This is a genomic window from Pseudomonas sp. 14A, from assembly GCF_018132745.1.
Lineage (GTDB): Bacteria > Pseudomonadota > Gammaproteobacteria > Pseudomonadales > Pseudomonadaceae > Aquipseudomonas > Aquipseudomonas mercuritolerans.
The window spans coordinates 452,537-477,432 of record NZ_JAGRQJ010000014.1; the positions used below are offsets into that span (position 1 = coordinate 452,537).

At 58.9% G+C, this 24,896-nt stretch carries 19 protein-coding genes; 7 read left to right on the forward strand and 12 right to left on the reverse strand.

What is annotated here, in order from left to right:
- Positions 1 to 84: 84 nt before the first annotated feature.
- The 4 genes from PS14A_RS16740 to PS14A_RS16755 all read right to left on the reverse strand — a co-directional run bounded on the left by PS14A_RS16740 (position 85) and on the right by PS14A_RS16755 (position 4,730).
- Positions 85 to 321, reverse strand: a complete 237-nt coding sequence (locus PS14A_RS16740) for a DUF1653 domain-containing protein (protein ID WP_024013639.1) — start codon at positions 319 to 321, stop codon at positions 85 to 87.
- Positions 322 to 414: 93 nt separating this feature from the next.
- Positions 415 to 1,590, reverse strand: coding sequence for an acetyl-CoA C-acyltransferase FadA (gene fadA, locus PS14A_RS16745; protein WP_016775495.1), 1,176 nt, complete (start codon positions 1,588 to 1,590; stop codon positions 415 to 417).
- Positions 1,591 to 1,619: 29 nt separating this feature from the next.
- Entirely contained in the window at positions 1,620 to 3,767 is a 2,148-nt protein-coding gene (gene fadB / locus PS14A_RS16750) for a fatty acid oxidation complex subunit alpha FadB (RefSeq protein WP_024013640.1), read from the reverse strand.
- Between the two features lie 525 nt (positions 3,768 to 4,292).
- Positions 4,293 to 4,730 (reverse strand): hypothetical protein, encoded by a 438-nt coding sequence (locus PS14A_RS16755; protein WP_212616785.1) that lies wholly within the window; start codon positions 4,728 to 4,730, stop codon positions 4,293 to 4,295.
- A gap of 103 nt (positions 4,731 to 4,833) precedes the next feature.
- On the opposite strand from PS14A_RS16755, the gene PS14A_RS16760 reads away from it, so the two are divergent.
- Positions 4,834 to 5,271 (forward strand): universal stress protein, encoded by a 438-nt coding sequence (locus PS14A_RS16760; protein ID WP_016775498.1) that lies wholly within the window; start codon positions 4,834 to 4,836, stop codon positions 5,269 to 5,271.
- A gap of 191 nt (positions 5,272 to 5,462) precedes the next feature.
- Here PS14A_RS16760 and PS14A_RS16765 read toward each other — a convergent pair whose 3' ends face one another.
- Positions 5,463 to 7,385, reverse strand: a complete 1,923-nt coding sequence (locus PS14A_RS16765) for an ATP-binding cassette domain-containing protein (RefSeq protein ID WP_039760799.1) — start codon at positions 7,383 to 7,385, stop codon at positions 5,463 to 5,465.
- Between the two features lie 214 nt (positions 7,386 to 7,599).
- Here PS14A_RS16765 and PS14A_RS16770 point away from each other — a divergent pair, with 214 nt between their 5' ends.
- A complete protein-coding gene (locus PS14A_RS16770) occupies positions 7,600 to 9,528 on the forward strand; it encodes a transglycosylase SLT domain-containing protein (protein WP_212616786.1) in 1,929 nt (642 codons plus the stop codon).
- 105 nt (positions 9,529 to 9,633) lie between these two features.
- On the opposite strand, the gene PS14A_RS16775 is transcribed toward PS14A_RS16770, so the two are convergent.
- Together PS14A_RS16775 and PS14A_RS16780 are read right to left on the reverse strand one after the other, a co-directional pair.
- Entirely contained in the window at positions 9,634 to 10,662 is a 1,029-nt protein-coding gene (locus PS14A_RS16775) for a Fic family protein (RefSeq protein ID WP_212616787.1), read from the reverse strand.
- 55 nt (positions 10,663 to 10,717) lie between these two features.
- Positions 10,718 to 12,493, reverse strand: coding sequence for an ABC transporter transmembrane domain-containing protein (locus PS14A_RS16780; protein ID WP_212616788.1), 1,776 nt, complete (start codon positions 12,491 to 12,493; stop codon positions 10,718 to 10,720).
- 267 nt (positions 12,494 to 12,760) lie between these two features.
- Here PS14A_RS16780 and PS14A_RS16785 point away from each other — a divergent pair, with 267 nt between their 5' ends.
- A complete protein-coding gene (locus PS14A_RS16785) occupies positions 12,761 to 12,940 on the forward strand; it encodes a PA1571 family protein (protein ID WP_130909900.1) in 180 nt (59 codons plus the stop codon).
- A 154-nt stretch (positions 12,941 to 13,094) separates the two neighbouring features.
- Here PS14A_RS16785 and pdxB read toward each other — a convergent pair whose 3' ends face one another.
- Entirely contained in the window at positions 13,095 to 14,240 is a 1,146-nt protein-coding gene (gene pdxB, locus PS14A_RS16790) for a 4-phosphoerythronate dehydrogenase PdxB (RefSeq protein ID WP_212616789.1), read from the reverse strand.
- Between the two features lie 160 nt (positions 14,241 to 14,400).
- Here pdxB and PS14A_RS16795 point away from each other — a divergent pair, with 160 nt between their 5' ends.
- Positions 14,401 to 15,810 (forward strand): MATE family efflux transporter, encoded by a 1,410-nt coding sequence (locus tag PS14A_RS16795; protein ID WP_349251721.1) that lies wholly within the window; start codon positions 14,401 to 14,403, stop codon positions 15,808 to 15,810.
- A 134-nt stretch (positions 15,811 to 15,944) separates the two neighbouring features.
- Here the strand turns inward: PS14A_RS16795 and tusA are convergent, their stop codons facing one another.
- Together tusA and rlmM are read right to left on the reverse strand one after the other, a co-directional pair.
- Positions 15,945 to 16,184: a sulfurtransferase TusA gene (tusA, locus tag PS14A_RS16800; protein ID WP_178083627.1), complete on the reverse strand. Its 240-nt coding sequence runs from the start codon at positions 16,182 to 16,184 to the stop codon at positions 15,945 to 15,947.
- 156 nt (positions 16,185 to 16,340) lie between these two features.
- A complete protein-coding gene (rlmM, locus tag PS14A_RS16805; RefSeq protein ID WP_212616791.1) occupies positions 16,341 to 17,414 on the reverse strand; it encodes a 23S rRNA (cytidine(2498)-2'-O)-methyltransferase RlmM in 1,074 nt (357 codons plus the stop codon).
- Positions 17,415 to 17,636: 222 nt separating this feature from the next.
- On the opposite strand from rlmM, the gene acnA reads away from it, so the two are divergent.
- Positions 17,637 to 20,378: an aconitate hydratase AcnA gene (gene acnA / locus PS14A_RS16810; RefSeq protein WP_212616792.1), complete on the forward strand. Its 2,742-nt coding sequence runs from the start codon at positions 17,637 to 17,639 to the stop codon at positions 20,376 to 20,378.
- A 315-nt stretch (positions 20,379 to 20,693) separates the two neighbouring features.
- Here acnA and PS14A_RS16815 read toward each other — a convergent pair whose 3' ends face one another.
- A complete protein-coding gene (locus PS14A_RS16815; protein ID WP_016775506.1) occupies positions 20,694 to 21,182 on the reverse strand; it encodes an SRPBCC family protein in 489 nt (162 codons plus the stop codon).
- Positions 21,183 to 21,358: 176 nt separating this feature from the next.
- Between PS14A_RS16815 and PS14A_RS16820 the strand changes: the two genes are divergently transcribed.
- Both PS14A_RS16820 and PS14A_RS16825 read left to right on the forward strand, forming a co-directional pair.
- Complete coding sequence (locus PS14A_RS16820; protein WP_212616793.1) at positions 21,359 to 22,273, forward strand: ADP-ribosylglycohydrolase family protein; 915 nt, start codon at positions 21,359 to 21,361, stop codon at positions 22,271 to 22,273.
- 40 nt (positions 22,274 to 22,313) lie between these two features.
- Positions 22,314 to 22,718: a lysozyme inhibitor LprI family protein gene (locus PS14A_RS16825; protein ID WP_130909904.1), complete on the forward strand. Its 405-nt coding sequence runs from the start codon at positions 22,314 to 22,316 to the stop codon at positions 22,716 to 22,718.
- Between the two features lie 45 nt (positions 22,719 to 22,763).
- Here PS14A_RS16825 and mrdA read toward each other — a convergent pair whose 3' ends face one another.
- Positions 22,764 to 24,656, reverse strand: coding sequence for a penicillin-binding protein 2 (gene mrdA, locus PS14A_RS16830; protein WP_212616794.1), 1,893 nt, complete (start codon positions 24,654 to 24,656; stop codon positions 22,764 to 22,766).
- Positions 24,657 to 24,896: the final 240 nt, after the last annotated feature.

Here is a 24,896-nt window from a genome sequence, read left to right on the forward strand (position 1 = left end):
AAAGGCGGTTGGCGCCTGACGCGGCACCGCTATATATAGTTGATACAAGGTGAGGTCAAGCGCAGGGTTGTCTGCGCAGTCGCCTCAAACCTTGTCAAAAAGGCTCGGTTCGGCTTGCACCAAAGCAAAGCGCGGCACCTGCTCGCCGTCAACCTCGACCGACTCGACGAACATGCTCAACGGGCGCACCCAAAAGCCGTAATCGCCATACAGGGCTTGGTAGAAGACCACTTCTTCTTCGGTTTCGGAATGCCGCGCAACACTGAATACACGGTATTGCGGACCTTTGTAATGTTGGTAGAGCCCAGGTTGTATCGGCATGCTTCGGCCCTCACTGAAATCTTTTCAAAAATAAATAAAAAACCCAAAAACAAAAACCGGGGCACTGGGCCCCGGCTTCCATCGACGAGACGCTTAAACGCGTTCGAAGACGGTGGAGATGCCTTGGCCGAGACCAATGCACATAGTGGCCACCCCGAAGGTGCCGCTATTCTGCTTCATCACGTTCAACAGGGTGCCGGAAATACGTGCACCGGAGCAACCGAACGGGTGACCCAGGGCGATAGCGCCGCCGTGCAGGTTAACCTTCTCGTTCATCTTGTCGAGCACTTTCAGATCTTTCAGCACTGGCAAGGCCTGTGCGGCGAAAGCTTCGTTGAGCTCGAAGAAGTCGATATCGTTGATGCCAAGGCCCGCACGCTTCAGGGCTTTTTGTGTCGCCGGCACTGGACCATAGCCCATGATCGCCGGGTCCACACCCGCTACTGCCATCGAACGGATCACCGCCATCGGCTGGATACCCAGGTCCTGGGCACGCTGCGCCGACATCACGATCATGCACGAAGCACCGTCAGTGATCTGCGACGAAGTACCGGCAGTCACGGTGCCGCCCTTCGGATTGAATGCCGGCTTGAGCGCCGCCAGACTTTCCAGGGTGGTTTCCGGACGAATGGTTTCGTCGTAGTCGTACAGCTTCAGGAAACCGTTCTCGTCGTAACCCTGCATCGGGATGATTTCGTCCTTGAACTTGCCTTCCACGGTTGCCTTGTGGGCCAACTGGTGGGAACGCACGCCAAAGGCATCCTGCTGCTCACGAGTGATGCCGTGCATCTTGCCAAGCATTTCAGCGGTCAGGCCCATCATGCCCGAGGCTTTCGCCGCGTACAGCGACATGTGCGGGTTCGGATCGACACCGTGCATCATGCTCACATGGCCCATGTGCTCGACGCCGCCGACCACGAACACGTCACCGTTGCCGGTCATGATCGCTTGCGCAGCAGTGTGCAGTGCACTCATCGACGAACCGCACAGACGGCTGACGGTCTGGCCGGCCGAGGTGTGCGGAATCTGGGTCATCAGCGACGCCATGCGCGCGATGTTCCAGCCCTGCTCCAGGGTCTGGTTGACGCAGCCCCAGATCACGTCCTCGACTTCCGCCGGGTCGACCTTGCTGTTGCGTTCCAGCAGTTTGCTGATTAGGTGCGCCGACATGTCTTCAGCGCGGGTGTTGCGGTGCATGCCGCCCTTGGAGCGGCCCATCGGAGTACGACCGAAGTCGACAATCACGACGTCTCTAGGATTCAAGCTCATAAGTTCACTCTCACTCTAGTTGGGGGCGCTTAACCGAAGAAGCTCTGGCCGTTTTTGGCCATTTCGCGCAGCTTCGCGGTCGGGTGGTACAGCGCGCCCAAATCAGCGTACTGGTCAGCCAGGGCAACGAACTCGGCGACACCGATCGAATCGATGTAGCGCAGCGCACCGCCACGGAATGGAGGGAAACCGATACCGTAAACCAGACCCATGTCGGCTTCGGCGGCGGTTTCAACGATGCCGTCTTCCAGGCAACGCACGGTTTCCAGGCACAGCGGGATCATCATCCAGTTGATGATGTCTTCGTCGGTGACTTCGCGCTGCTCGTAAACGATCGGCTTGAGCACTTCGAGTACCGACGGATCGGCGACTTTCTTCTGCTTGCCTTTCTTGTCGGCCTCGTAGGCGTAGAAGCCCTTGCCGTTCTTCTGGCCCAGGCGTTTGGCTTCGTACAGTACGTCGATGGCCGAACGACGGTCATCCTTCATGCGGTCCGGGAAACCTTCAGCCATCACGTCACGACCGTGGTGACCGGTGTCGATGCCAACTACGTCCATCAGGTATGCCGGGCCCATCGGCCAGCCGAATTTTTCCATGACCTTGTCGATGCGGACGAAGTCGACACCGGCGCTGACCAGCTTGGCGAAACCGCCGAAATACGGGAACAATACGCGGTTGACCAAGAAGCCCGGGCAGTCATTGACCACGATCGGGTTCTTGCCCATTTTCTTCGCGTAGGCAACGGTGGTGGCGATGGCCAGTTCGCTGGACTTCTCGCCACGGATCACTTCCACCAGCGGCATCATGTGCACCGGGTTGAAGAAGTGCATGCCGACGAAGTTTTCCGGACGCTTGAGGGCCTTGGCCAGCAGGCTGATGGAAATGGTCGAGGTGTTGGAGGCGAGGATGGTGTCCTCTTTGACCTTGTCTTCGACTTCAGCCAGCACCGCTTGCTTGACCTTCGGGTTCTCGACCACAGCTTCGACAACCAGATCGACGTGACCGAAGTCACCATACGACAGCGTCGGACGAATGCCGTTGAGCACTTCAGCCATCTTCGCAGCGGTCATGCGACCCTTGTCAACGCGGCCGACCAGCAGCTTGGCGGCTTCGGCCAGACCCTGCTCGATACCGTGCTCGTTAATGTCCTTCATCAGGATCGGCGTGCCTTTGGAGGCCGACTGATAGGCGATACCGCCACCCATGATGCCGGCGCCCAGTACGGCAGCCTGCTTCACGTCTTTGGCGATTTCGTCGTAGGCCTTGGCCTTTTTCTTCAGCTCCTGATCGTTCAGGAACAGGCCGATCAGGCTCTGTGCGGCAGAGGTTTTCGCCAGTTTGACGAAGCCTGCAGCTTCCACTTCCAGCGCTTTGTCGCGACCGAAGTTCGCGGCTTTCTGGATGGTCTTGATCGCTTCAACCGGCGCAGGGTAGTTCGGGCCGGCCTGGCCCGCCACGAAACCTTTGGCGGTTTCGAAAGCCATCATTTGCTCAATGGCGTTCAACTTGAGTTTTTCAAGTTTTGGCTGACGCTTGGCCTTGTAATCGAACTCGCCGGAGATGGCGCGCTTGATCAGTTCAAGGGCAGCTTCCTGCAGCTTCTCTGGAGCAACCACGGCGTCGACGGCGCTGACTTTCAGGGCGTCTTCAGGGCGGTTTTCCTTGCCAGCGGCAATCCACTCGATGGCGTTGTCGACACCGATCAGGCGTGGCAGACGCACAGTGCCGCCGAAGCCTGGGTAGATGCCCAGTTTGACTTCCGGCAGACCGATCTTGGCCTTGGTGGACATGACGCGATAGTCAGCCGCCAGGCACATTTCCAGACCGCCACCGAGGGCGATGCCGTTGATGGCTGCGACGGTTGGCACGTTGAGGTCTTCGAAATCGCTGAAGATCTTGTTGGCTTCGAGATTGCCAGCAACCAGCTCGGCATCCGGCAGCTTGAAGTTGTCGACAAATTCGGTGATGTCGGCGCCGACGATGAATACGTCCTTGCCGCTGCTGACGATCACGCCCTTGATCGAAGCATCTGCCTTGATGGTGTCTACGGCCTGACGCAGTTCGTTCAGGGTTAGACGGTTGAACTTGTTGACGGACTCACCCTTGAGGTCGAATTTCAATTCGACGATGCCACTTTCAAGAGCTTTAACCGTGATGGCTTTACCTTCGTAAATCATCAACTGATCTCCACGATATGGAAGCTGAACAGTACACGTCGGACGCAGGCATATGGCTCAGAAGGACGCTTTGCTCGTCGATACTGACACCGTCTGCCTGGCACACCCGCCAACGCGATAGTCGGGATTCTGTAGGAGCAGTCTGTAAGACAAACGCTCAATTCATACGCCCGTTTGATTCGGGTACGTCACCTTCACGGAATTTCTGACAATTGTCAATCGCCCTAAATTCGGGCTGAAATGCGACTTTGCAGTCATTTCTGCACCATGATGAGCAGCAACACCCGTCTCGATGTTGAGCCATTCATAGAATCAATAGTTAGAAAAGTCGCCCTAATTTCCGCCGAGCCCTGTACAGAAGGCTACGCTGGGGAGGCTGCAAGGAAATTTGCCGGGGCGATCACAGCGCCTGCCGCAAAAAAGATTACCGGCCTGCCTGGCCAACCCGCCCGACGAATCATGTCGGGCTTTTTATTGCGCGTCTGCCGGACGTTCCCCACCGTTGCAGTGAGAAAAGTCCGCGCATTACGCCAGCGCTTTCAGCGTCGCATCGATATCCTGCAAAACCGTCGCCTCGCCCTTCTCGCTCCAGTACAAGGCGATCATCTGCTTGTCCGCTTCGATCTTGAAAACATTGCCCGGCAATTTTTCGAAATAATCGAGCAACCTCCGGTCATCGCAGACTTCCTGCCATTGATTGACCCAGACACCCGGAGTTTTCTGCCAGTAAGTCCAACACGCCGGCTGACTGCCCCGCCGGGGCCGGTGGTACTGGGCGCAGGGATTTGGCGGCTCCGGCAACAGCCAGTGCGGCCATTCCTGCGGCGCCAGCTGCATGGCCAGGCCGATGCGTCGCGCCTCCATGCGCAGTGCCATGCGCCCGCTCTGCGTGCGCGATGGGCGCAACCATGCCAGTGGACTTAAAACTACCAGCAGGATTGACACCACCAGCCAGACCGTCATATCTGTACTCCCGATTTTTGATGAGCCCATTGTGTCACTAGCGAACCAATGCGCTTGAAACCAGCCATACTTACCAATATCGAACCCTCAGGAGGAGCACCTCATGCCCTACCACCACATACTGGTCGCCGTAGATCTGACCGAAGAGTGCGACCCTGTGATCCACCGCGCCCGCGAGCTGTCGGTGAGCAACGCTGCCAAGTTGTCGCTGGTGCATATCGTTGAACCTATGGCCATGGCCTTCGGTGGCGACGTGCCAATGGACCTGTCACAACTGCAACAACAACAGTTTGATCAGGCCAAGGAGCGTCTTGAAAAACTCAAATCGAAATACCCCGAGCTCGAAGGCGCCAATTGCCATCTCACCTACGGCCAGCCACGCCAGGAAATCCATCATTTCGCCAAGGAACAAGCGTGCGATCTGATCGTGGTCGGAAGTCATGGCCGTCATGGCCTGGCACTGCTGCTCGGCTCGACCGCGAATGACGTGCTGCACGGTGCGCCATGCGATGTACTGGCGGTGCACCTGGTCAAACGTTGATCTGCCTTGCTCTTTGTGGGAGCGAGCCTGCTCGCGAATACGTCGGCACATTCAATATGAGTGCTGCCTGACACACCGCTTTCGCGAGCAGGCTCGCTCACACAGTTACCTGTTCCAGCCTGTAGATCGCGTTACATATGAAAAGCCCGGCGCTCATTACTGAGCGCCGGGCTTTTTCACATCAGGATCAATCAGGCATCCAGCTCGGCCCAACGCTCCACCAACGCATCCAGCTCGGCCTGCAATTGCTCCAGCGAAGCAATCACTTTGGCCGTTTCCGCCGGCGGACGCTGGTAGAAACCGGCTTCAGCCATTTCCGCCTCAACCGCGGCGATCTGCTGCTCCTTGGCGTCAATGTCGCCCGGCAAGGCTTCCAGCTCACGCTGCAGCTTGTAGCTCAGTTTCTTCTTGGCAACCGGAGCGGCAGCGGCAGGCGCAGCCACCGGAGCCGGCTCAGCGGTAACCACCGCCGAATTCAGGTCAGCCTTGCCCGACTTGCTTTCAGTCACACCCAACAGACGCGGCGAGCCGCCCTGACGGATCCAGTCCTGATAGCCGCCGACATATTCACGAACCTTGCCTTCGCCTTCGAAGACCAGGGTGCTGGTCACCACGTTATCGAGGAATGCCCGGTCGTGGCTGACCATCAACACGGTGCCGTTGAAAGTCAGCAGCACTTCTTCGAGCAGCTCGAGGGTTTCCACATCGAGGTCGTTGGTCGGTTCGTCGAGTACCAGCAGGTTGGCCGGCTTGCTGAACAGCTTCGCCAGCAACAGACGCGCACGCTCGCCACCGGACAACGCCTTGACCGGCGTACGCGCACGCTGCGGGCTGAACAGGAAATCACCGAGATAGCTCAGCACATGGCGGCTCTGACCGTCGATATCGATAAAGTCGCGACCTTCGGCGACGTTGTCGATCACGGTTTTTTCCAGATCCAGCTGATGGCGCAACTGGTCGAAGTACGCCACGTCGATGCGCGTGCCCTCTTCCACTTTACCGCTGGTCGGTTGCAGGCCGCTGAGCATCAGTTTCAATAGTGTGGTCTTGCCGGTACCGTTGGCGCCGAGCAGACCGATACGGTCGCCGCGCTGCAGGACCATGGAGAAATCCTTGATCAGGAACGGCCCGCCCGGATGCGCGAAGCTCACGTTCTCGAGGACCATCACCTGTTTGCCGGATTTGTCGGCGGTTTCCAGCTGGATGTTGGCCTTGCCGGTACGCTCGCGACGCTCACTGCGCTCAACGCGCAGGGCTTTCAGCGCGCGCACGCGACCTTCGTTACGGGTACGCCGGGCCTTGATACCCTGACGGATCCACACTTCTTCCTGAGCAAGTCGCTTGTCGAACAGCGCGTTGGCGGTTTCTTCAGCAGCCAGCGCAGCTTCTTTGTGCACGAGGAAACTGGCGTAGTCGCCGTTCCAGTCAATCAGGCCGCCGCGATCCAGTTCGAGAATGCGCGTGGCGAGGTTTTGCAGGAAGGAACGGTCGTGCGTGATGAACAGCACGGCGCCCTGGAAATCTTTCAGCGCCTCTTCGAGCCAGGCAATCGCACCGATGTCCAGGTGGTTGGTCGGTTCGTCGAGCAGCAGCAGGTCCGGTTCGGAGACCAGCGCCTGCGCCAGCAGCACGCGGCGACGCCAGCCGCCGGACAGCTCGGCGAGGGTCTTGTCGGCCGGCAGTTGCAGGCGGCTCAGGGTGCTGTCGACCAGCGTCTGCAAGCGCCAGCCGTCACGGGCTTCGAGGTCGTGCTGAACATGCATCAGCTTGTCCAGATCGGCATCGGTGACGATGTTCTGGCTCAGGTGATGGTATTCGGCGAGCAAGGCGCCAACACCGTCGAGGCCTTCAGCCACCACGTCGAATACCGTCCGGTCGTCGGCAACCGGCAATTCTTGCGGCAATTCGCCGATTTTCAGACCGGGGGCACGCCACACCGAGCCGTCATCGGGCTTCTGGTCGCCCTTGACCAGTTTCATCATGCTGGACTTGCCAGTGCCATTGCGGCCGATGATGCACACCCGCTCACCACGGGCGATCTGCCAGGACACCTTGTCCAACAACGGCATAGCGCCGAACGCAAGGGACACATCGCTGAATTTGAGCAGGGTCATGAGCTTCTCCAAAAACCGGGGGCGCATTCTACCTGACTTGAGGCTTCAGCAGGCCGGCAATTTGTCTGTCGAAGCACTCTGCACAACATTTGTTGCGAACTTGTGCAGCGAGGCGCGCAAAGCTTTCGCCGCTTGCTGGCAAAAGGCTAAGCTACAGGCAATTCAGTGCGGATTTCGGTCTGCACTTGTCATGATTTCTCTGCCCGGATGTCTCATGCGCAGTCGCCTTTTCAGTGTTTTGTCCTGCTTGTTTCTTACCGCCGCTGCCGCTCAATCCGTCCAGGCGGTGGACTTGTCCACCCAACGCCAGTATTACGATGAAGCCAAGCGCGCCTTGGCCAAGGGTGATACCGGCCCGTATTTCCGTTACAGCCAGGCGCTGGCCGATTATCCGCTGGAACCGTATCTGGCCTACGACGAACTGACCGCGCGCCTGAAGACGGCGAGCAACGCAGAAATCGAGAAATTCCTCGCCGAACACGGTGACCTGCCGCAAGCTAACTGGATGAAACTGCGCTGGTTGCGCTGGCTGGCCGACCGTGGCGACTGGGCGATCTTCGTCAAGTATTACGACCCGAAACTGAATTTCACTGAACTCGACTGCCTCAACGCGCAGTACCAGATCAGCCACGACAAGAAAGCCGAAGGCTATGCCAACGCGGAAAAACTCTGGCTGACCGGCAAATCGCAACCGGCTGCGTGTGACGCGTTGTTCGGCATCTGGGCCGCCGATGGCCAGCTCACCGAGCAGAAACGCTGGGAGCGCACCAAACTTGCCGCGCAGGCGCGCAACTATCCGCTGGCCAACAGCCTGATCAACGGCCTGACCACCCTCGCCCCGCGCGGTCGCTTGCTGGTCGACGTGGCGCAGAAACCCGAACTGCTCAACCAGCCGTCGCGCTTCACCCCGGCCGACGAGCCGATGTCCGACGTCGTCAGCCTCGGCCTGCGCCGCCTCGCTCGGCAGGATCCGGACAAGGCCATGGCCCTCCTCGACGGTTACGCCAGCAGCATGCATTTCTCACGCGATGAAAAGGTCGCGATCGCCCGCGAGATCGGCCTGACCCTGGCGCGCCGCTTCGACAGCCGCGCGCTGGACGTCATGACCAAATACGATCCGGAGCTGCGCGACAACACCGTCTCGGAATGGCGCCTGCGCCTGCTCTTGCGTCTGGCACGCTGGAACGATGCCTACGAGCTGACCAAACGTCTGCCGCAAGACCTGGCCACCACCAACCGTTGGCGCTACTGGCAGGCGCGCAGCCTGGAACTGGCCGAGCCACAAAACCCGCAAGCGCTGACCTTGTACAAGAATCTGGCGCGGGAACGCGACTTCTACGGCTTCCTCGCCGCAGACCGTTCACAATCGCCTTACTCGCTGAACAACAAACCGCTGGTGCTCAGCCAGGCGCTGATCAACAAAGTGCGAAATACCCCCGGGGTTCGCCGCGCGCTGGAGTTCCATGCACGCGGGCAGATCGTCGACGGGCGCCGCGAGTGGTATCACGTCAGCCGGCATTTCAACCGCGATGAAATGGTCGCCCAAGCCAAACTGGCCTACGACCTGAAATGGTACTTTCCGGCGATTCGCACCATCAGTCAGGCACAGTACTGGGACGATCTGGACATCCGCTTCCCGATGGCGCACCGCGATACCCTCGTGCGTGAAGCCAAGGTTCGCGGCCTGCATTCGAGCTGGGTGTTCGCCATCACCCGGCAGGAAAGCGCCTTCATGGACGACGCCCGCTCCGGCGTCGGCGCCAGCGGTCTGATGCAATTGATGCCCGGCACGGCCAAGGAAACCGCGCGCAAGTTCAGCATCCCACTGGCCTCGCCCCAGCAAGTACTCGATCCGGACAAGAACATCCAGCTCGGCGCCGCTTACCTCAGCCAGGTACACAGCCAGTTCAACGGCAACCGCGTGCTCGCCTCCGCCGCCTACAACGCCGGCCCCGGCCGCGTGCGCCAGTGGCTGCGCGGCGCTGATCACCTGAGTTTCGACGTCTGGGTGGAAAGCATCCCCTTCGACGAAACCCGGCAATACGTGCAGAACGTGCTGTCGTACTCGGTAATCTACGGCCAGAAGCTCAACTCGCCGCAGCCGCTGGTGGATTGGCATGAGCGATATTTTGATGATCAGTAACCGGTAATGCCGGTTACGTAGGAGCTGCCGAAGGCTGCGATCTTTTGATCTGGCTTAACAAAAATGCCCGCACTGGAATGCGGGCATTTTTTAAGTGCAGCAGATCTATCTCTTCTCCTGCGCGACCTTGAGCTTGCCTGCCTCGGTGAGCAGGTATTTCTGAACAGGACTGTTCGGACTCTGAGGGTCCGTCATTTGTACAAATCCCGCTGCCAGCGCGGGTTTAAGGTAGTTGGACCTGAATGTCGCTTTATGTCTAAGGCCCAACTCGCCCATTAACTCGCTGGTTTTCAGCGCCCGGTTATCCAACGTTTGCAACAGCCTCCTTACTGGGTCGGTTACTGGGTCGGTTACTGGGTCGGCCGCTTGCTCACTTTCAACGGCCTCGCGCAGTGCAAGGCTCAACGCATGGAGCATGTATTCAACAAACGGCGTCGATTCTGCCATCCGCTCCGCTGTCGAGAGCGCAGCGTAATAGGCATCCTGCTGATCCCGGATAACCGCCTCAACTGGCAAGTAGGCAAGCACCGGTCGCCACTGACTTAGAATCAGCGTTTGCCAGAGACGCCCCATCCTCCCATTTCCATCCGCGAAAGGATGAATGAACTCGAATTCGTAATGGAAGACACAGCTGATGATCAGCGGATGCCAATCGGATGAGCCAAGCCATGCCAAGAGGTCATCGATCAAATGCGCAATCCGACTCGGCGGCGGCGCCATATGCACCAACTGATCGCCTCGATAGATGCCAACGCCCGTACGGCGCAGTTGCCCGCAATCCTCGATCAAACCTTTCATCAATAGCTCGTGGGCCCGCAAAAGATCAGCCTTGCTGGCCGGATCCCAAGCGGCCATTGACTCATAAGCCTCGAAAGCGTTATGGACTTCCTGTATCTCTTTGGGCAGCCCCAAGACACGCCGCCCGGCAATGACCGCAGTGACCTGTTCAACACTCAATGTATTGTTTTCGATAGCCAGCGAAGCCTGAATCGTACGGATTCGATTGCTTCGACGCAGCTGAGGCGTCTGCCTACTATCGTCCACAGCCAGGAGTTGACCTATTTGTTCGCTGATTTCGGCGATCAGCGTAATCATTCGTGCAGTCAGGGTCAGCGGCGGCTGATAACGACTCATATCCTCATCCTGGAATCATGCAGTTCGTAATGATGCCCGATGTTGGCGCCATGCATCAGTTCTGTTTAGTCGCCTCATAACCATCATTAAACTGCAACGCCGCCAGCCGTGCGTACAGCGGATTGCTGGCGATCAATTGCTGATGCGTCCCCACCGCTACCAGCTTGCCTTGATCCATCACTGCAATCCGGTCAGCGTTCTTCACCGTGGCCAGTCGGTGCGCTATGACCAACGTGGTGCGGTTTTCCATCAGCGTTGGCAGGGCCTGCTGGATCAGATGCTCGCTCTGTGCATCGAGGGCGCTGGTGGCTTCGTCCAGGAGCAGGATCGGCGCGTCTACCAGCAAGGCGCGGACGATGGCCAGACGTTGGCGCTGACCGCCGGACAACCCGAGGCCGCCGTCGCCGAGATGAGTCTGATAGCCGTCCGGCATTTGTTCGATGAAGTCGTGGGCGTGGGCAATTCGCGCAGCTTCCTTGACCTGTTCAAGCGTGGCCGTCGGGCAGCCGTAGCGGATGTTGTCCTCCACACTGCCGAAGAACAAAGCAGGGGTTTGCGAGACCAGGGCGAAACAGCGGCGCAGATCCAGCGGGTCAAGGCTGGTCAGCGGCACGCCATCGAGGAGAACCTGCCCCTCGCGTGGATCGTAGAAGCGCAGCAACAAGTCGTAAACCGTGGACTTGCCGGCGCCGGACGGCCCCACCAATGCCAGTGTTTCGCCTGCCCTCACCGTCAGATTCAAGCCATCGACGGCGTAGCTTTGCGGACGCGACGGGTAGGAAAAACGCACGTCGCGCAGTTCAAGTTCTCCTTTGACTCGCGCTGGCAAAGTGACCAGTCCGGTCGACGGTGGCTGGATGATGTTTTCCGAGCGCAGCAATTCCGCGATGCGTTCAGCAGCACCCGCAGCGCGTTGCAGCTCTCCGATCACTTCGCTCAGCGTACCGAACGCACTGCCGACAATCAGGCTGTAGAAAACGAATGCCGCCAATTCCCCGGCCGAGATACGCCCGGCCATAACGTCCATGCCGCCGACCCACAACATCACCGCCACCGCGCCAAGCACCAGCACGATCACCAGCGTGATCAGCCACGCCCGTTGGAAGATCCGTTTGCGCGCGGTTTCGAACGCCTGCTCGACGGTCGAGGCGAAACGCTGCTCGTCCTGCACCTGGTGGTTGTAGGCCTGCACGGTTTTGATCTGGCCGAGGGTTTCCGACACGTAACTGCCGATATCGGCGATGCGATCCTGGCTCTGGCGCGACAGATTGCGCACGCGGCGGCCGAAAATCAGGATCGGCGCGATCACCAGCGGCAGTGCAATCACGACAATGCTGGTCAACTTCGGATTGGTAATGAACAGCAGCACTACACCACCGATCACCATCAGCAGATTGCGCAGGAACAGCGAGAGCGACGAACCGATCACCGATTGCAGCAAGGTCGTGTCAGCGGTCAGGCGCGACTGGATTTCCGAGCTGCGGTTGTCCTCATAAAAGCCCGGATGCAGATACACCAAGTGATTGAACACCTGGCGGCGAATGTCGGCGACCACGCGCTCGCCGATCCACGACACCAGATAAAAACGGGCAACGGTGCCAAGGGCCAGCCCGAGCACCAGCAGCATGAAAATGCCGATGGACTGATTGAGCAGATGCGGCGATCGGGTCATGAAGCCCTGATCGACCAACAGTTTGATGCCCTGCCCCATCGACAAGGTGATGCCAGCGGTGACGATCAGCGCGAGCAATGCGCCGAAGGCATGCCAGCGGTACGGCAGGAGAAAATGACTGGTCAGGCGCAGGGCGCGCCGGTGTCGGGCAGAAAGCATGGAGATCATGGAGTTCACGTCTGTGCAGATGGATCGGGCCAGCCTACAGACTCAGATGGGGTGGAACTCTGTAAATCACAATGAGTCAGGTTAAATATGCCCGGGATGTCCGGATGCTAGAAACGATTGGTCTAAGGTTGCGGTTGAGACGAGCGGTCATTTCTGTTTGAGTAGAGATGCCGCCCGCCGACAGACCGCAGGGAGTTGTCACAGCCTGGTCACGTGGCGGTTTTAACTTAGGCACACAACCTGATGAGGAGACAGGCCATGTCCTTGCAACACAGCAGCGAAGACAAGATTGAAGTGATCCGCACCAAACCCGACCAGTCTCTGGGTTGCTCGATTATCGATGAGCAGGGCCGCGAAGTACCGATCACTGAAGACATGATCCAGGACGCTTGCCGCGAACTGGAGAAGCGATTGGTCAAGCCTGTCGAACAAGAGTGATACAGCCAACGCCTTCCTGACCCGGCCCTGATTGGCCGGGTTTTTTATATCTGTAATTTAGCTGCGAATCGTGTAGGAGCTGCCGAAGGCTGCGATCTTTTGATCTCCAAAAAGCAAGATCAAGAGATCGCAGCCTCGTTTCACTCGACAGCTCCTACAGGACACGGGTTGCCCCCAGCGCCTCAACAATCTGCCGCAACCCCGGCGCATCACCTTCGATTCGCACCTTCAGCCCTTCAATCTCGCGGCGCACCGGATACTGCTTGCGCAACACGTCAAACGCCGCTCGCTGCTCGGCGACATTTCCCACGAGACTGCGGCGGAAATCCGCATCATCGCGGCGCGGGTCATACACGCCCCGGCACAACATCGCCAGCGCCCACGCCGGATCACTATCGCCGTGCAGGGAAACTTCCGACAGCCATGGTGCTGGCAACAGATCACCAAGCTGGATAGTTGCAGGCTGACCAATGAAAGCGCAGTAGGCCTGATAAATCTGCGCGGTCCCGCGTTGCTTGCCGTCGAGGCTGTAACCGGCAATATGGGGCGTGGCCAATACGCAGAGCTCGGCCAGCGCAGGGTCGACTTCCGGCTCCTTTTCCCAGACATCGAGCACAGCTTGCAGGTCTTCGCGCTCCAGCAGCACCTCACGCAGCGCTGCATTGTCCACCACTGGACCGCGCGCCGCGTTGATCAGCCAGGCACCCTGCTTGAGTTGCTGCAAACGCTGTTGATCGAACAGGTGCCAGGTTGCAGAGTCGCCGCTGCGGGTCAATGGCGTATGCAGGCTGATCACGTCGCACTGCTCGATGATCTGCTCAAGGCTGACATAATCACCACCCTCGGCAGCCTGCCGCGGCGGATCGCAGACCTTGACGTTCCAGCCCAGGCCCTTCAGGACCTTGATCAAGCGCCCCCCCACTTCACCGGCGCCGACGACGCCGTAAGTGCGCTGAGTCAGATCTGCGCCTTCGATCTCGGCCAGTGTCATCAGACTGCCCAGCACGTAGTCGACAACACCACGAGCATTGCAACCCGGCGCGCTCGACCAGCAGATCCCGGCCTCGTTGAAGTAGTCAAGATCCAGATGATCGGTGCCGATGGTGCAAGTGCCGACAAAGCGCACCTTACTGCCTTCAAGCAGCGCACGATTGACGTTGGTCACCGAACGCACCAGCAACACATCGGCCTGCTCGACCGTCGCGCGGTCAATGGAGCGGCCCGGCACTCGGCGGATGTCACCGAAACCGGCAAAAAAGGCATCGAGCAGCGGGATATTTTCGTCGGCAACAATCAGCATGGCGGGCTCCTTGGGCGGATCGGCAGTTTAGGTGCTGACGCGTCGATCAGCCAGCAGGGTTTGCGCTTACAAATGCGCAACAGAGGATTTTTCCTGACCGAGGCGTCAGCGGCGTAGAATGCGCCGCTCTGCGCATCAATACTTTCTGGACGCTTTGCCTGTGAACCCTGTAACTGACCAACCTGTCGCCGTCTCGCTGAACCGCCCTGCGCGGATTCGCCTGGAGTTGAAAAACCTGCTCGCCCTGGCCCTGCCGATCATCATCGCGCAACTGGCGACCACGGCCATGGGCTTCGTCGATGCGGTGATGGCCGGGCGCGTCGGGCCCAAGGATCTGGCGGCGGTGGCGCTGGGCAACTCGATCTGGGTTCCGGTATTTCTGTTGATGACCGGCACCCTGCTGGCCACCACGCCAAAGGTCGCGCAGCGTTTCGGCGCCGGCAAGCACAGCGAAATTGGCCCGATCGTGCGTCAGGCGTTATGGCTGGCATTGGTAGTCGGATTGATCGCCACCTCGATGCTGGTCGCCGCCGAGCCGGTCCTGCATCTGATGAAGGTCGATCCCGAGCTGATCGGCCCGTGCATGCAATATCTGCACGGCATCGCCAGCGGCTTGCCAGCGGTGGCCTTCTATCACGTGCTGCGTTGCACCAGTGATGGCATCGGCCGGACCCGCCCGGCCATGGTGCTGGGCCTCTGTGGTCTGGCGCTGAACATCCCGCTGAACTACATCTTCATTTATGGCCACTTCGGCGTGCCGGCCATGGGCGGCGTCGGCTGCGGCTGGGCCACGGCGATCGTGATGTGGGTGATGGCGCTGGGCCTGGCCGTCTACGAACGCTGGGCACCGGCCTATCGCTCAAGCGAACTGTTCAGCCGTTTCGACTTGCCGCAGTGGGCGGTGATCAAACGTCTGCTGTCGATTGGTTTGCCGATCGGCATCGCGGTGTTTGCCGAGTCGAGCATCTTCGCCGTGATCGCCCTGCTGATCGGCAGCCTCGGCGCGACGGTGGTGGCCGGGCATCAGATCGCGCTGAACGTCAGCTCGCTGGTGTTCATGATTCCCTATTCGCTGGGCATGGCGGTCACCGTGCGTGTCGGCCAGGCGCTGGGCCGAGAGGAACCGCGTGAGGCACGTTTTGCCGCTGGAGTCGGCATGGGCACGGCGCTGGCCTACGCCTGCCTGTCGGCGAGCCTGATGCTGGCGCTGCGCGAGCCGATTGCGGCGATCTATACCGCTGATCCAACGGTGATTCACATTGCCGCGATGCTGATTGTCTACTCGGCGCTGTTCCAGTTTTCCGATGCGATCCAGGTGACTGCCGCCGGCGCACTGCGTGGCTATCAGGACACTCGGGTGACGATGATCCTGACTCTGTTCGCCTACTGGGGGATTGGTTTGCCGGTGGGTTACGCGCTGGGCCTGACCGATTGGCTCGGCGAGCCACGTGGGCCGAGCGGCTTGTGGCAGGGTTTGATCGTCGGCTTGAGCTGCGCTGCACTGATGCTGTCGATCCGGCTGACACGCAGCGCGCGCAAGCGGATTCGGATCAGTCGTTCGGCGGGTTGAGCCTTTACGCAAGACAAAAAAATGTGGGAGCGAGCCTGCTCGCGAATGCGGTGAATCAGTCGCCATCAATAGTGACTGAGATACCGTTTTCGCGAGCAGGCTCGCTCCCACAGTTGTTCTATGTGTAGCCGCTGTTAAGCGTCTTTCTTGCGAATCCAGTACAGATAGGTGCCGGCCTCTTCGTGCTGGCTGACCAGTTCATGGTCAAGAAACACGCAGAACTTGGGGATATCACGCTTGGTCGAGGGATCGGTGGCGATCACCTTGAGCAGGCCGCCGGGTACCAGATCGCGAATGTGCTGGTGCAACATCATCACCGGTTCCGGGCAATTCAGGCCGGTGGCGTCGAGGGTGCCGTCGACCGCGGTATCGATCATTTCACTCATGGTTCACTCCAGAAACTGGTCGGCATTGTCGCGCATTGCTTGGGATATCGTCCAACCCATGTGGGAGCGAGCCTGCTCGCGAAGGCAATCCGTCAGCCCCACCGCTTTCGCGAGCAGGCTCGCTCCCATAGGTTCAGTGTTGTGTCAGCGCGATTTGGGTTTTCTGGTGTCGTGCCGGCGCAGATGACAAGTCACTTCCTCGCGGTCGTGATACAGCTGCTTGCAACCGATATCAACCTTGATCCCACGCGCCTTGAAACCGTCGGCAATGCGCTCGAGCAGACGTTTCACTTCGGCATAACGCTGCTTCATTGGCAGCTTCAGGTTGACCACTGCTTCGCGGCAATGTCCTTCGCCGATCCACTCTTCCAGCATCGCCGCGTTACGCGCCGGTTTCTCGACGATGTCGCAAACCATCCAGTCCACCGGCTGCTTCGGCTTGAAGGTAAAACCGTCCGCCATCAGATGCTGGACCAGTCCGGTTTCCATCAGGCTTTCAGCCATCGGGCCGTTGTCGATGGCGGTGACCAGCATGCCACGGTTGACCAGTTGCCAGGTCCAGCCGCCCGGTGCGGCGCCGAGGTCAACGCCGGTCATGTCGCTGTGCAGGCGATCTTCCCACTGGTCGCGCGGAATGAAGTGGTGCCACGCCTCCTCCAGCTTCAAGGTCGAACGGCTGGGCGCTTCGCGGGGAAACTTCAGGCGCGGAATGCCCATCGGCCACATCGCCGAATTGCCGGCATCGGCCATGCCAAGAAACACCTCACGTCCGCTTTTGAAGGTCAGCAACAAACGCGGCTTACTGGCGTCGTCTACCAGTTTGCCAGCGGCGGTCAGCGCCTTGCGCAGCGGGCCTTCGAACTTCTTGCAGAAGTTCGACAGTTCCTTGCCGTCATTGGTATCGACCACTTCCAGCCACAGACTGCCAAACACCGGGAAATCGGCCATGTGCGCGAGGATTACGCTGATGCGATCGTTTTCCGGCAGATCGATGAAAAAGCCCCGCGCCCACTGCCGGGGGAAGATCAATTCGGCGAAACGCTGACCGCGCATCAGACGTTCGGCACCGTCCGCTTCGGTGCAGACAAACTCGGCGCAGGCCGCGGCTGTTTTGGCTTTGGCGTAACCGGCCACATTGAGACGGGCGGCGAGATCGGAAATCTCCGAACAGACTTCGCCTTCGAAGCCGGGCCGGCAATGCATGAATAGGGTGTTCATTTTTACTCCTGGGCAGCGGTCGATCATTCGGCCTCTGCGCGATGCTCAAGCCTTGCGTTGCCGCAATGCCTGTCACGAAAACCGGCGCATGATAGCTGAAGTCGGAACCATGGTTACGCCGATAGAGTCCAGTTATTAGCCAGCTACTCAAAACAGGGCTAGGTTTAATGCTCTGCCCGTCCCCTCAGTCCGTAGCCGTGCGGACTCAAAGGAGTGATCGTAATGCCGTCCCTCGATAGTCTGAAGTCACTGAAAACCCTACAAATCGACGCCACGACCTACCACTATTTCAGCCTGCCGGAAGCCGCCAAAAGCCTGGGCGATCTCGACAAGCTGCCGATGTCATTGAAGGTCCTGCTGGAAAATCTGCTGCGCTGGGAAGACGAAAAAACCGTCACCGGCGCTGACCTCAAGGCCATTGCCGCCTGGCTTAAGGAGCGCCGCTCCGATCGCGAAATCCAGTACCGCCCTGCCCGTGTATTGATGCAGGATTTTACCGGCGTCCCCGCCGTAGTCGACCTCGCCGCCATGCGCGCGGCAATGGCCAAGGCCGGCGGCGATCCGCAGCGGATCAATCCGTTGTCGCCGGTGGATCTGGTCATCGACCACTCGGTAATGGTCGACAAGTTTGCCAGCGCCAGTGCCTTCGAACAGAACGTCGACATTGAAATGCAACGCAACGGCGAGCGCTATGCCTTCCTGCGCTGGGGCCAGAGTGCGTTCGACAACTTCAGCGTGGTCCCGCCGGGCACCGGCATCTGCCATCAGGTCAACCTTGAGTACCTCGGCCGCACCGTATGGACCAAAGACGAGGATGGCCGCACCTACGCCTTCCCCGACACACTGGTCGGCACCGACTCCCACACCACCATGATCAACGGCCTCGGCGTACTCGGCTGGGGCGTGGGCGGGATCGAAGCGGAAGCTGCGATGCTCGGGCAACCGGTGTCGATGCTGATTCCAGAAGTGATCGGCTTCAAACTCACCGGCAAGCTCAAGGAAGGCATTACCGCTACCGATCTGGTGCTGACCGTGACGCAGATGCTGCGCAAGAAAGGCGTGGTCGGCAAATTCGTCGAATTCTATGGCGACGGTCTCGCCGACCTGCCGTTGGCCGACCGCGCGACCATCGCCAACATGGCTCCGGAATACGGTGCGACGTGCGGTTTCTTCCCGGTCGACGATGTCACCCTGGAATACCTGCGCTTGTCCGGCCGGCCGCCGGAAGTGGTGAAACTGGTCGAGGCCTACACCAAAGCTCAAGGCCTGTGGCGTCTGCCGGGTCAGGAGCCGGTGTTCACCGACAGCCTGGCGCTGGACATGGGCAGCGTCGAAGCCAGTCTGGCCGGTCCGAAACGCCCGCAGGATCGCGTCTCGCTGCCGAACGTCGCGCAGGCCTTCAGTGATTTCATCGACCTGCAGTTCAAACCCACCAGCAAGGAAGAAGGACGCCTGGAAAGCGAGGGCGGTGGCGGCGTCGCCGTGGGCAACGCCGATCTGGTCGGTGAAGCGGACTACGAATACGAGGGCAAGACCTATCGCCTGAAAAACGGTGCCGTGGTCATCGCCGCGATCACTTCCTGCACCAACACTTCCAACCCGAGCGTGATGATGGCCGCTGGACTACTGGCGAAAAAAGCCGTCGAAAAAGGCCTGACACGCAAGCCTTGGGTGAAAAGCTCACTCGCCCCCGGCTCGAAAGTGGTCACCGACTACTACAAGGCTGCCGGGCTGACTCAGTACCTTGATCAGCTCGGGTTTTCGTTGGTCGGCTACGGTTGCACCACCTGCATCGGCAACTCCGGGCCACTGCCGGAGCCAATCGAAAAAGCCATTCAGAAAGCCGATCTGACAGTCGCGTCGGTCCTGTCCGGCAACCGCAACTTCGAAGGTCGCGTACACCCACTGGTGAAAACCAACTGGCTGGCCTCGCCTCCTCTGGTCGTCGCGTACGCTTTGGCTGGCAGTGTGCGCACCGATATCAGCAGCGAACCGCTGGGCGAGGATCAGCAGGGCAATCCGGTGTACCTGCGCGATATCTGGCCGAGCAGCCGAGAAATCGCCGAGGCGGTGAATCAGGTCAACACGGCGATGTTCCACAAGGAATACGCCGAAGTGTTTGCCGGCGACGAACAATGGCAAGCCATCGAGGTGCCGCAAGCGGCCACTTACGTCTGGCAGGACGATTCGACCTACATTCAGCATCCACCTTTCTTCGACGACATTTCCGGCCCTCTGCCGGAAGTGAAAGACGTCAAAGGTGCGCGAGTCTTGGCTTTGCTCGGCGATTCAGTGACCACCGACCATATCTCCCCCGCCGGCAACATCAAGATCGACAGCCCGGCCGGGCGGTATCTGCAGGAAAAAGGCGTCGAACCGCGCGACTTCAACTCCTACGGTTCCCGTCGCGGCAATCATGAAGTGATGATGCGCGGCACGTTTGCCAACATCCGTATTCGCAACGAAATGCTTGGCGGCGAGGAAGGCGGCAACACCGTTTACATCCCCACCGGGGAAAAAATGGCCATCTACGATGCAGCGATGAAATATCAGGCGTCGGACACGCCGCTGGTGGTGATTGCCGGTCAGGAGTACGGCACCGGGTCGAGCCGTGACTGGGCGGCGAAAGGCACCAATCTGCTGGGCGTCAAAGCCGTGATTGCGGAGAGTTTCGAACGTATTCACCGCTCGAATCTGGTCGGCATGGGTGTGCTGCCGTTGCAGTTCAAGCTTGATCAAAACCGCAAGAGCCTCAATCTGACCGGCAAAGAGACGTTCGAGATTCTGGGATTGACCGGCGTCGAGCTGAGGCCACGGATGAACCTGCCGCTGGTTATCACTCGCGAGGATGGGCGTCAGGAAAGAATCGAAGTCTTGTGCCGGATTGATACGCTGAATGAGGTCGAGTACTTCAAATCCGGGGGGATTCTGCATTATGTATTGCGGCAGTTGATTGCTTCGTAACGGGACACGTTCGCGCAGGCTGCGATCTCTTTGACTTGGGTTTTCAAGAGCAAGATCAAAAGATCGCAGCCTTCGGCAGCTCCTACGTACAGACGAAAAAAAACCCGCCGAAGCGGGTTTTTCCCAAGACCATTATCGACTCCCTGTCGGCAGCGATCCTTGCAAATGGTCGATCATCCATGATCCTGAAACACTCCCTGTGTCTCAGTTGATGTGTGTAGATTACCCAGTGGATCCAATCAGCAATAGTCGTAAAAGCTACCAACGCGTGTAAGACATTCGCCATACAAACACTTCCGAAAACCCTTAGACGTGTCAGGCGCCGCCGCTTTCACGAGCCCTGGCGCTTTCGGCGAGAAACTGTTCAAGCCTGCTCAACTGCTCCTCCCAGCCGCGGCTGTCCATGTAATACGCCTCTTTCTGGCGGATATCAGGGATGTGCGCGAAGCCGGATTCCGAGACCTTGAGTAGAGTGCCGTCTTCGAAGTCCTGCAATTCGAACTTGACCAGCGTGGTCGGCTCCTGCGAGTAGTCGATCTTCGGGTTGACCGCGTACGGGTGCCAGCGGAAAGAAAACAATTGCTGCGGCTCGACCCGCTCGATCAGCACATTCCACAATACGTGTTCATAACCGGGGTACGTGACCTGGCCCTGCGTCCACTCGCCGGCAATGAAACGCCGTCCCTCGAGCGCCACGCCGAACCACTGGCCAAACGCCTCTGCATCGACCAATGCACGCCAGACGTGGGAACGCGACGCCTTGAGCGTGATCTTGCGTTCGAAACTGTTAGGTACTGGTTTCATACGTCACCTCCTGTTCTGAACACTAGGCTTGTATGACCACATGTCCAATGCGAAGTTGTATCGAAGCGCTGCAGCCACCCATTCGAGCGGACACATTCTGCGGTAGTTTGCGCTCTGTGATCGGCGCCGCCTGACCTGTTATCTTTCCAGCGAATCCGCAGAAACAAGGACGAATCATGCAGCCCTCTCTTGCCGATCGGTATCGCGGCGCCCTCCTCGGCCTGGCTTGCGGCGATGCGGTCGGCACAACGGTTGAGTTCCAGCCGCGAGGATCATTCCAGCCGCTGAGCGATATGGTTGGCGGCGGCCCGTTCCAGCTCAAGCCTGGGCAATGGACCGATGACACCTCAATGGCACTGTGCCTGGCCGAAAGCCTGCTGAGTAAAAACGGCTTCGACGCGGCTGATCAGATGGGCCGCTATCTCAATTGGTGGAAATGGGGATACCTGAGCTCTACCGGAGAATGTTTCGACATCGGCATGACCGTCAGCCATGCACTGGAACAGTATCAGCGAACCGGGGAGCCTTTCGCAGGGTCGACTGATCCATTGACTGCTGGTAACGGGTCGCTGATGCGATTGGCGCCTGTCGTGCTGTTTTATTTTCCCGACGCTGGACAGATCCAGATCAACGCCGCCGACAGTTCGCGCACAACCCATGCGGCGCCGGAGGCAATCGAGTGCTGTCAGTTGCTGGCTGACCTGATCGCACGAGCGCTTGAGGGTGCGGAGAAAACACAGCTTCGGCGGTCGCCACTGCTCCAGCTTTCCCAGCCCAAGGTGATTGCGATTGCTCAGGGTGAGTACCTCCATAAAGCGGAAACTGAAATAAAAGGCAGTGGCTATAGCGTCCAATCGCTGGAAGCCGCTTTGTGGTGCTTTCACCATACGCAGACATTCGCCGAAGCGGTGTTGAAAGCAGCCAATCTCGGTGATGATGCGGATACGACGGCTGCTATCGTCGGTCAGTTGGCAGGTGCTTACTACGGCGCTCGGGCGATTCCCGAACACTGGCTGGAGCAGTTGCATGAAGGCGAGGAAATCACCGCCACTGCGGATCGCTTGCTTGAGGCCTCCCGCCTACGTACATAACAATCGCTACACTCATTCCACTCGATACAGCGAGAACCTTATGTCAGTGCGTCTGCTTCTGGCCCTTGCGCCTTTTTTGTTTGCCCCTTTCGCCCATGCCACGGTTGATTGCGCCAACGCCAGTGATCAGGCGACGATGAATCAATGCGCTGGGCAAGCGTTCAAAGCGGCGGACAAGGAATTGAATACGATCTACCAGCAGATCACCGGACGCCTTAAGGACAACCCGGACGGAAAGAAGCTGCTGGTCAACGCGCAGCGGGCGTGGGTCAGCTTTCGGGATGCCGAGTGCACGTTTTCGGCTTCTGGGGTGGCGGGCGGGAGCGTTTATCCGTTGGTTTACAGTAGCTGTCTCACGGACGTCACCAAGGCTCGGATAGAAGCCTTCAAGCAATATTTGAAATGTGAGGAAGGTGATATGAGTTGCCCGGTACCTGGTGCGTAATCACAGGCTCACTTACGGGAGCCTGTGCTGTGAAACCGTTATGCCTCAGACGTGCGGATCACCCGGTGCTTTGCTCGGCGCTGCGTATTGCGGCTTGAGGTGGCCATCCTGATCAAGTAACCAGGCGTCCATGATCTGCCGCACTACTGGACCGGCAACACGACCACCCGCCTCGCCGTTCTCGATCATTACCGAGATGGCGATCTTTGGATGTTCGGCCGGTGCAAACCCTACAAACAGGGCGTTGTCACGGTGGCGCTCGAGGGTTTTCTCACGGTTGTAGCGCTCACCCTGCTTGATCGCCACCACTTGCGCCGTACCACTCTTGCCGGCGATACGGTATTGCGCACCCGCAGCGGCCGCTCGTGCGATGCCTCGAGCATCGTGCATGACCATCTGCATACCGTGGTTGACCTGCTCCCAATCACGCGGATCCTTTAGCAGAATGTTCGGCATCGGGTGCTCGTCAACCGGCGCAACGCCGTCGACCGACTTGGCCAAGTGCGGCCGATTCCATATACCCTTATTGGCGATCAGGGCAGTGGCCTGGGCCAATTGCAGCGGGGTGACCTGCATGTAGCCTTGGCCGATGCCGAGAATAACCGTCTCGCCGGGATACCAGGCCTGTCGCCGAGTAGCGCGTTTCCACGCTTGCGACGGCATCAGGCCGGGCGACTCTTCAAACATGTCCAGCGAGACTTTTTCACCAAGACCGAACATCGCCATGTAATCGTGCAGACGATCAATGCCGAGCTTGTGCGCTAGGTCGTAGAAGTAGGTGTCGTTGGAGCGCATGATCGCCGCGTCCATATCCACCCAGCCGTCACCGCTGTGGTTCCAGTTGCGGTACTTGTGGTCGAAATCCGGTAATTGGTAATAGCCGGGATCGAATACACGGGTCTGTGGGGTCACGACGCCGGCGTCCAGACCCGCGATGGCGACTTCGGGCTTGATCGTCGAGCCTGGGGCATAAAGGCCGCGCAATACGCGGTTGAACAGCGGACGGTCGATGGAATCGCGCAGCGCTGAATATTCCTTTGAACTGATCCCGGTGACGAAAAGATTCGGATCGAAGCTCGGGTTGCTGACCATGGCCAGCACTTCTCCAGTGGACGGATCAAGGGCAACCACGGATCCACGGCGGTCGCCCAAAGCAGCTTCAGCGGCTTCCTGCAGCTTCACATCGAGACTGAGTACGATGTTTTTACCAGGCACCGGATCGGTGTGCCTGAGTACGCGCAGCACTCGGCCTTGAGCATTGGTTTCGACTTCTTCGTAACCGACATGGCCGTGCAACTGCGCTTCATAAAAGCGCTCGATACCGGTTTTACCGATGGACTGCGTACCTCGGTATTCCACGGAGTCGAGAGTTTTCGATTCTTTTTCATTGATCCGACCGACATAACCGATCGAATGGGCGAAATGGGCGCCGAGGGGATAGTGGCGGACAAACTGCGGCTCGACATCAATGCCCGGCAAGCGAAACTCGTTAACCGCCAGGACGGCAATCTGCTCTTCCGTCAGCTCATAAAACAGGGTGACCGGTGTGAACGGATGCCGGGATTGCTTCATCGCCTTGTCGAATACCGTGCGGTCTTCAGCAGGCAAGTGCAGCAAGTTGATGACTTCGTCCAATTCTTGATTGACGTCGGTGGCACGCTCACGGGTGATGGTCAGGTTGTAGCTGGGGCGATTGTCGGCGAGCAACACACCGTTGCGGTCGTAGATCAATCCACGCGTTGGCGGTATCGGGAGGACATGGACGCGATTGTTTTCGGAGATGGTCGAGTGGTAGTCGAATTCCACGACCTGAAGGATGTACAGGCGCACCACCAGAGCGCAGCTGATGGCGAAGACAAACAGAGCGCAGGCGATCAATCGCTTGTTGACCAGCCGCGTCTCTTTTTCATGATCCTTGATCGGGATTGGTTCAGGCATTTCTACAGCAACTCTTTGACATAAATGAGTGCCGATCCGTGGGCAGGACATCAGTCCGTTAAAAAACGAGCTGCACCATATCAAAACTGGCCGTCCACTTCAGAATGAATTTCCCCGGTGGCAGGCTGAAAACTTTCCCGCAGGCAAAACAAAACCCCAACTGCTTTCGCAATTGGGGTTTCGGAATTTAATCTTGACGATGACCTACTCTCACATGGGGAAACCCCACACTACCATCGG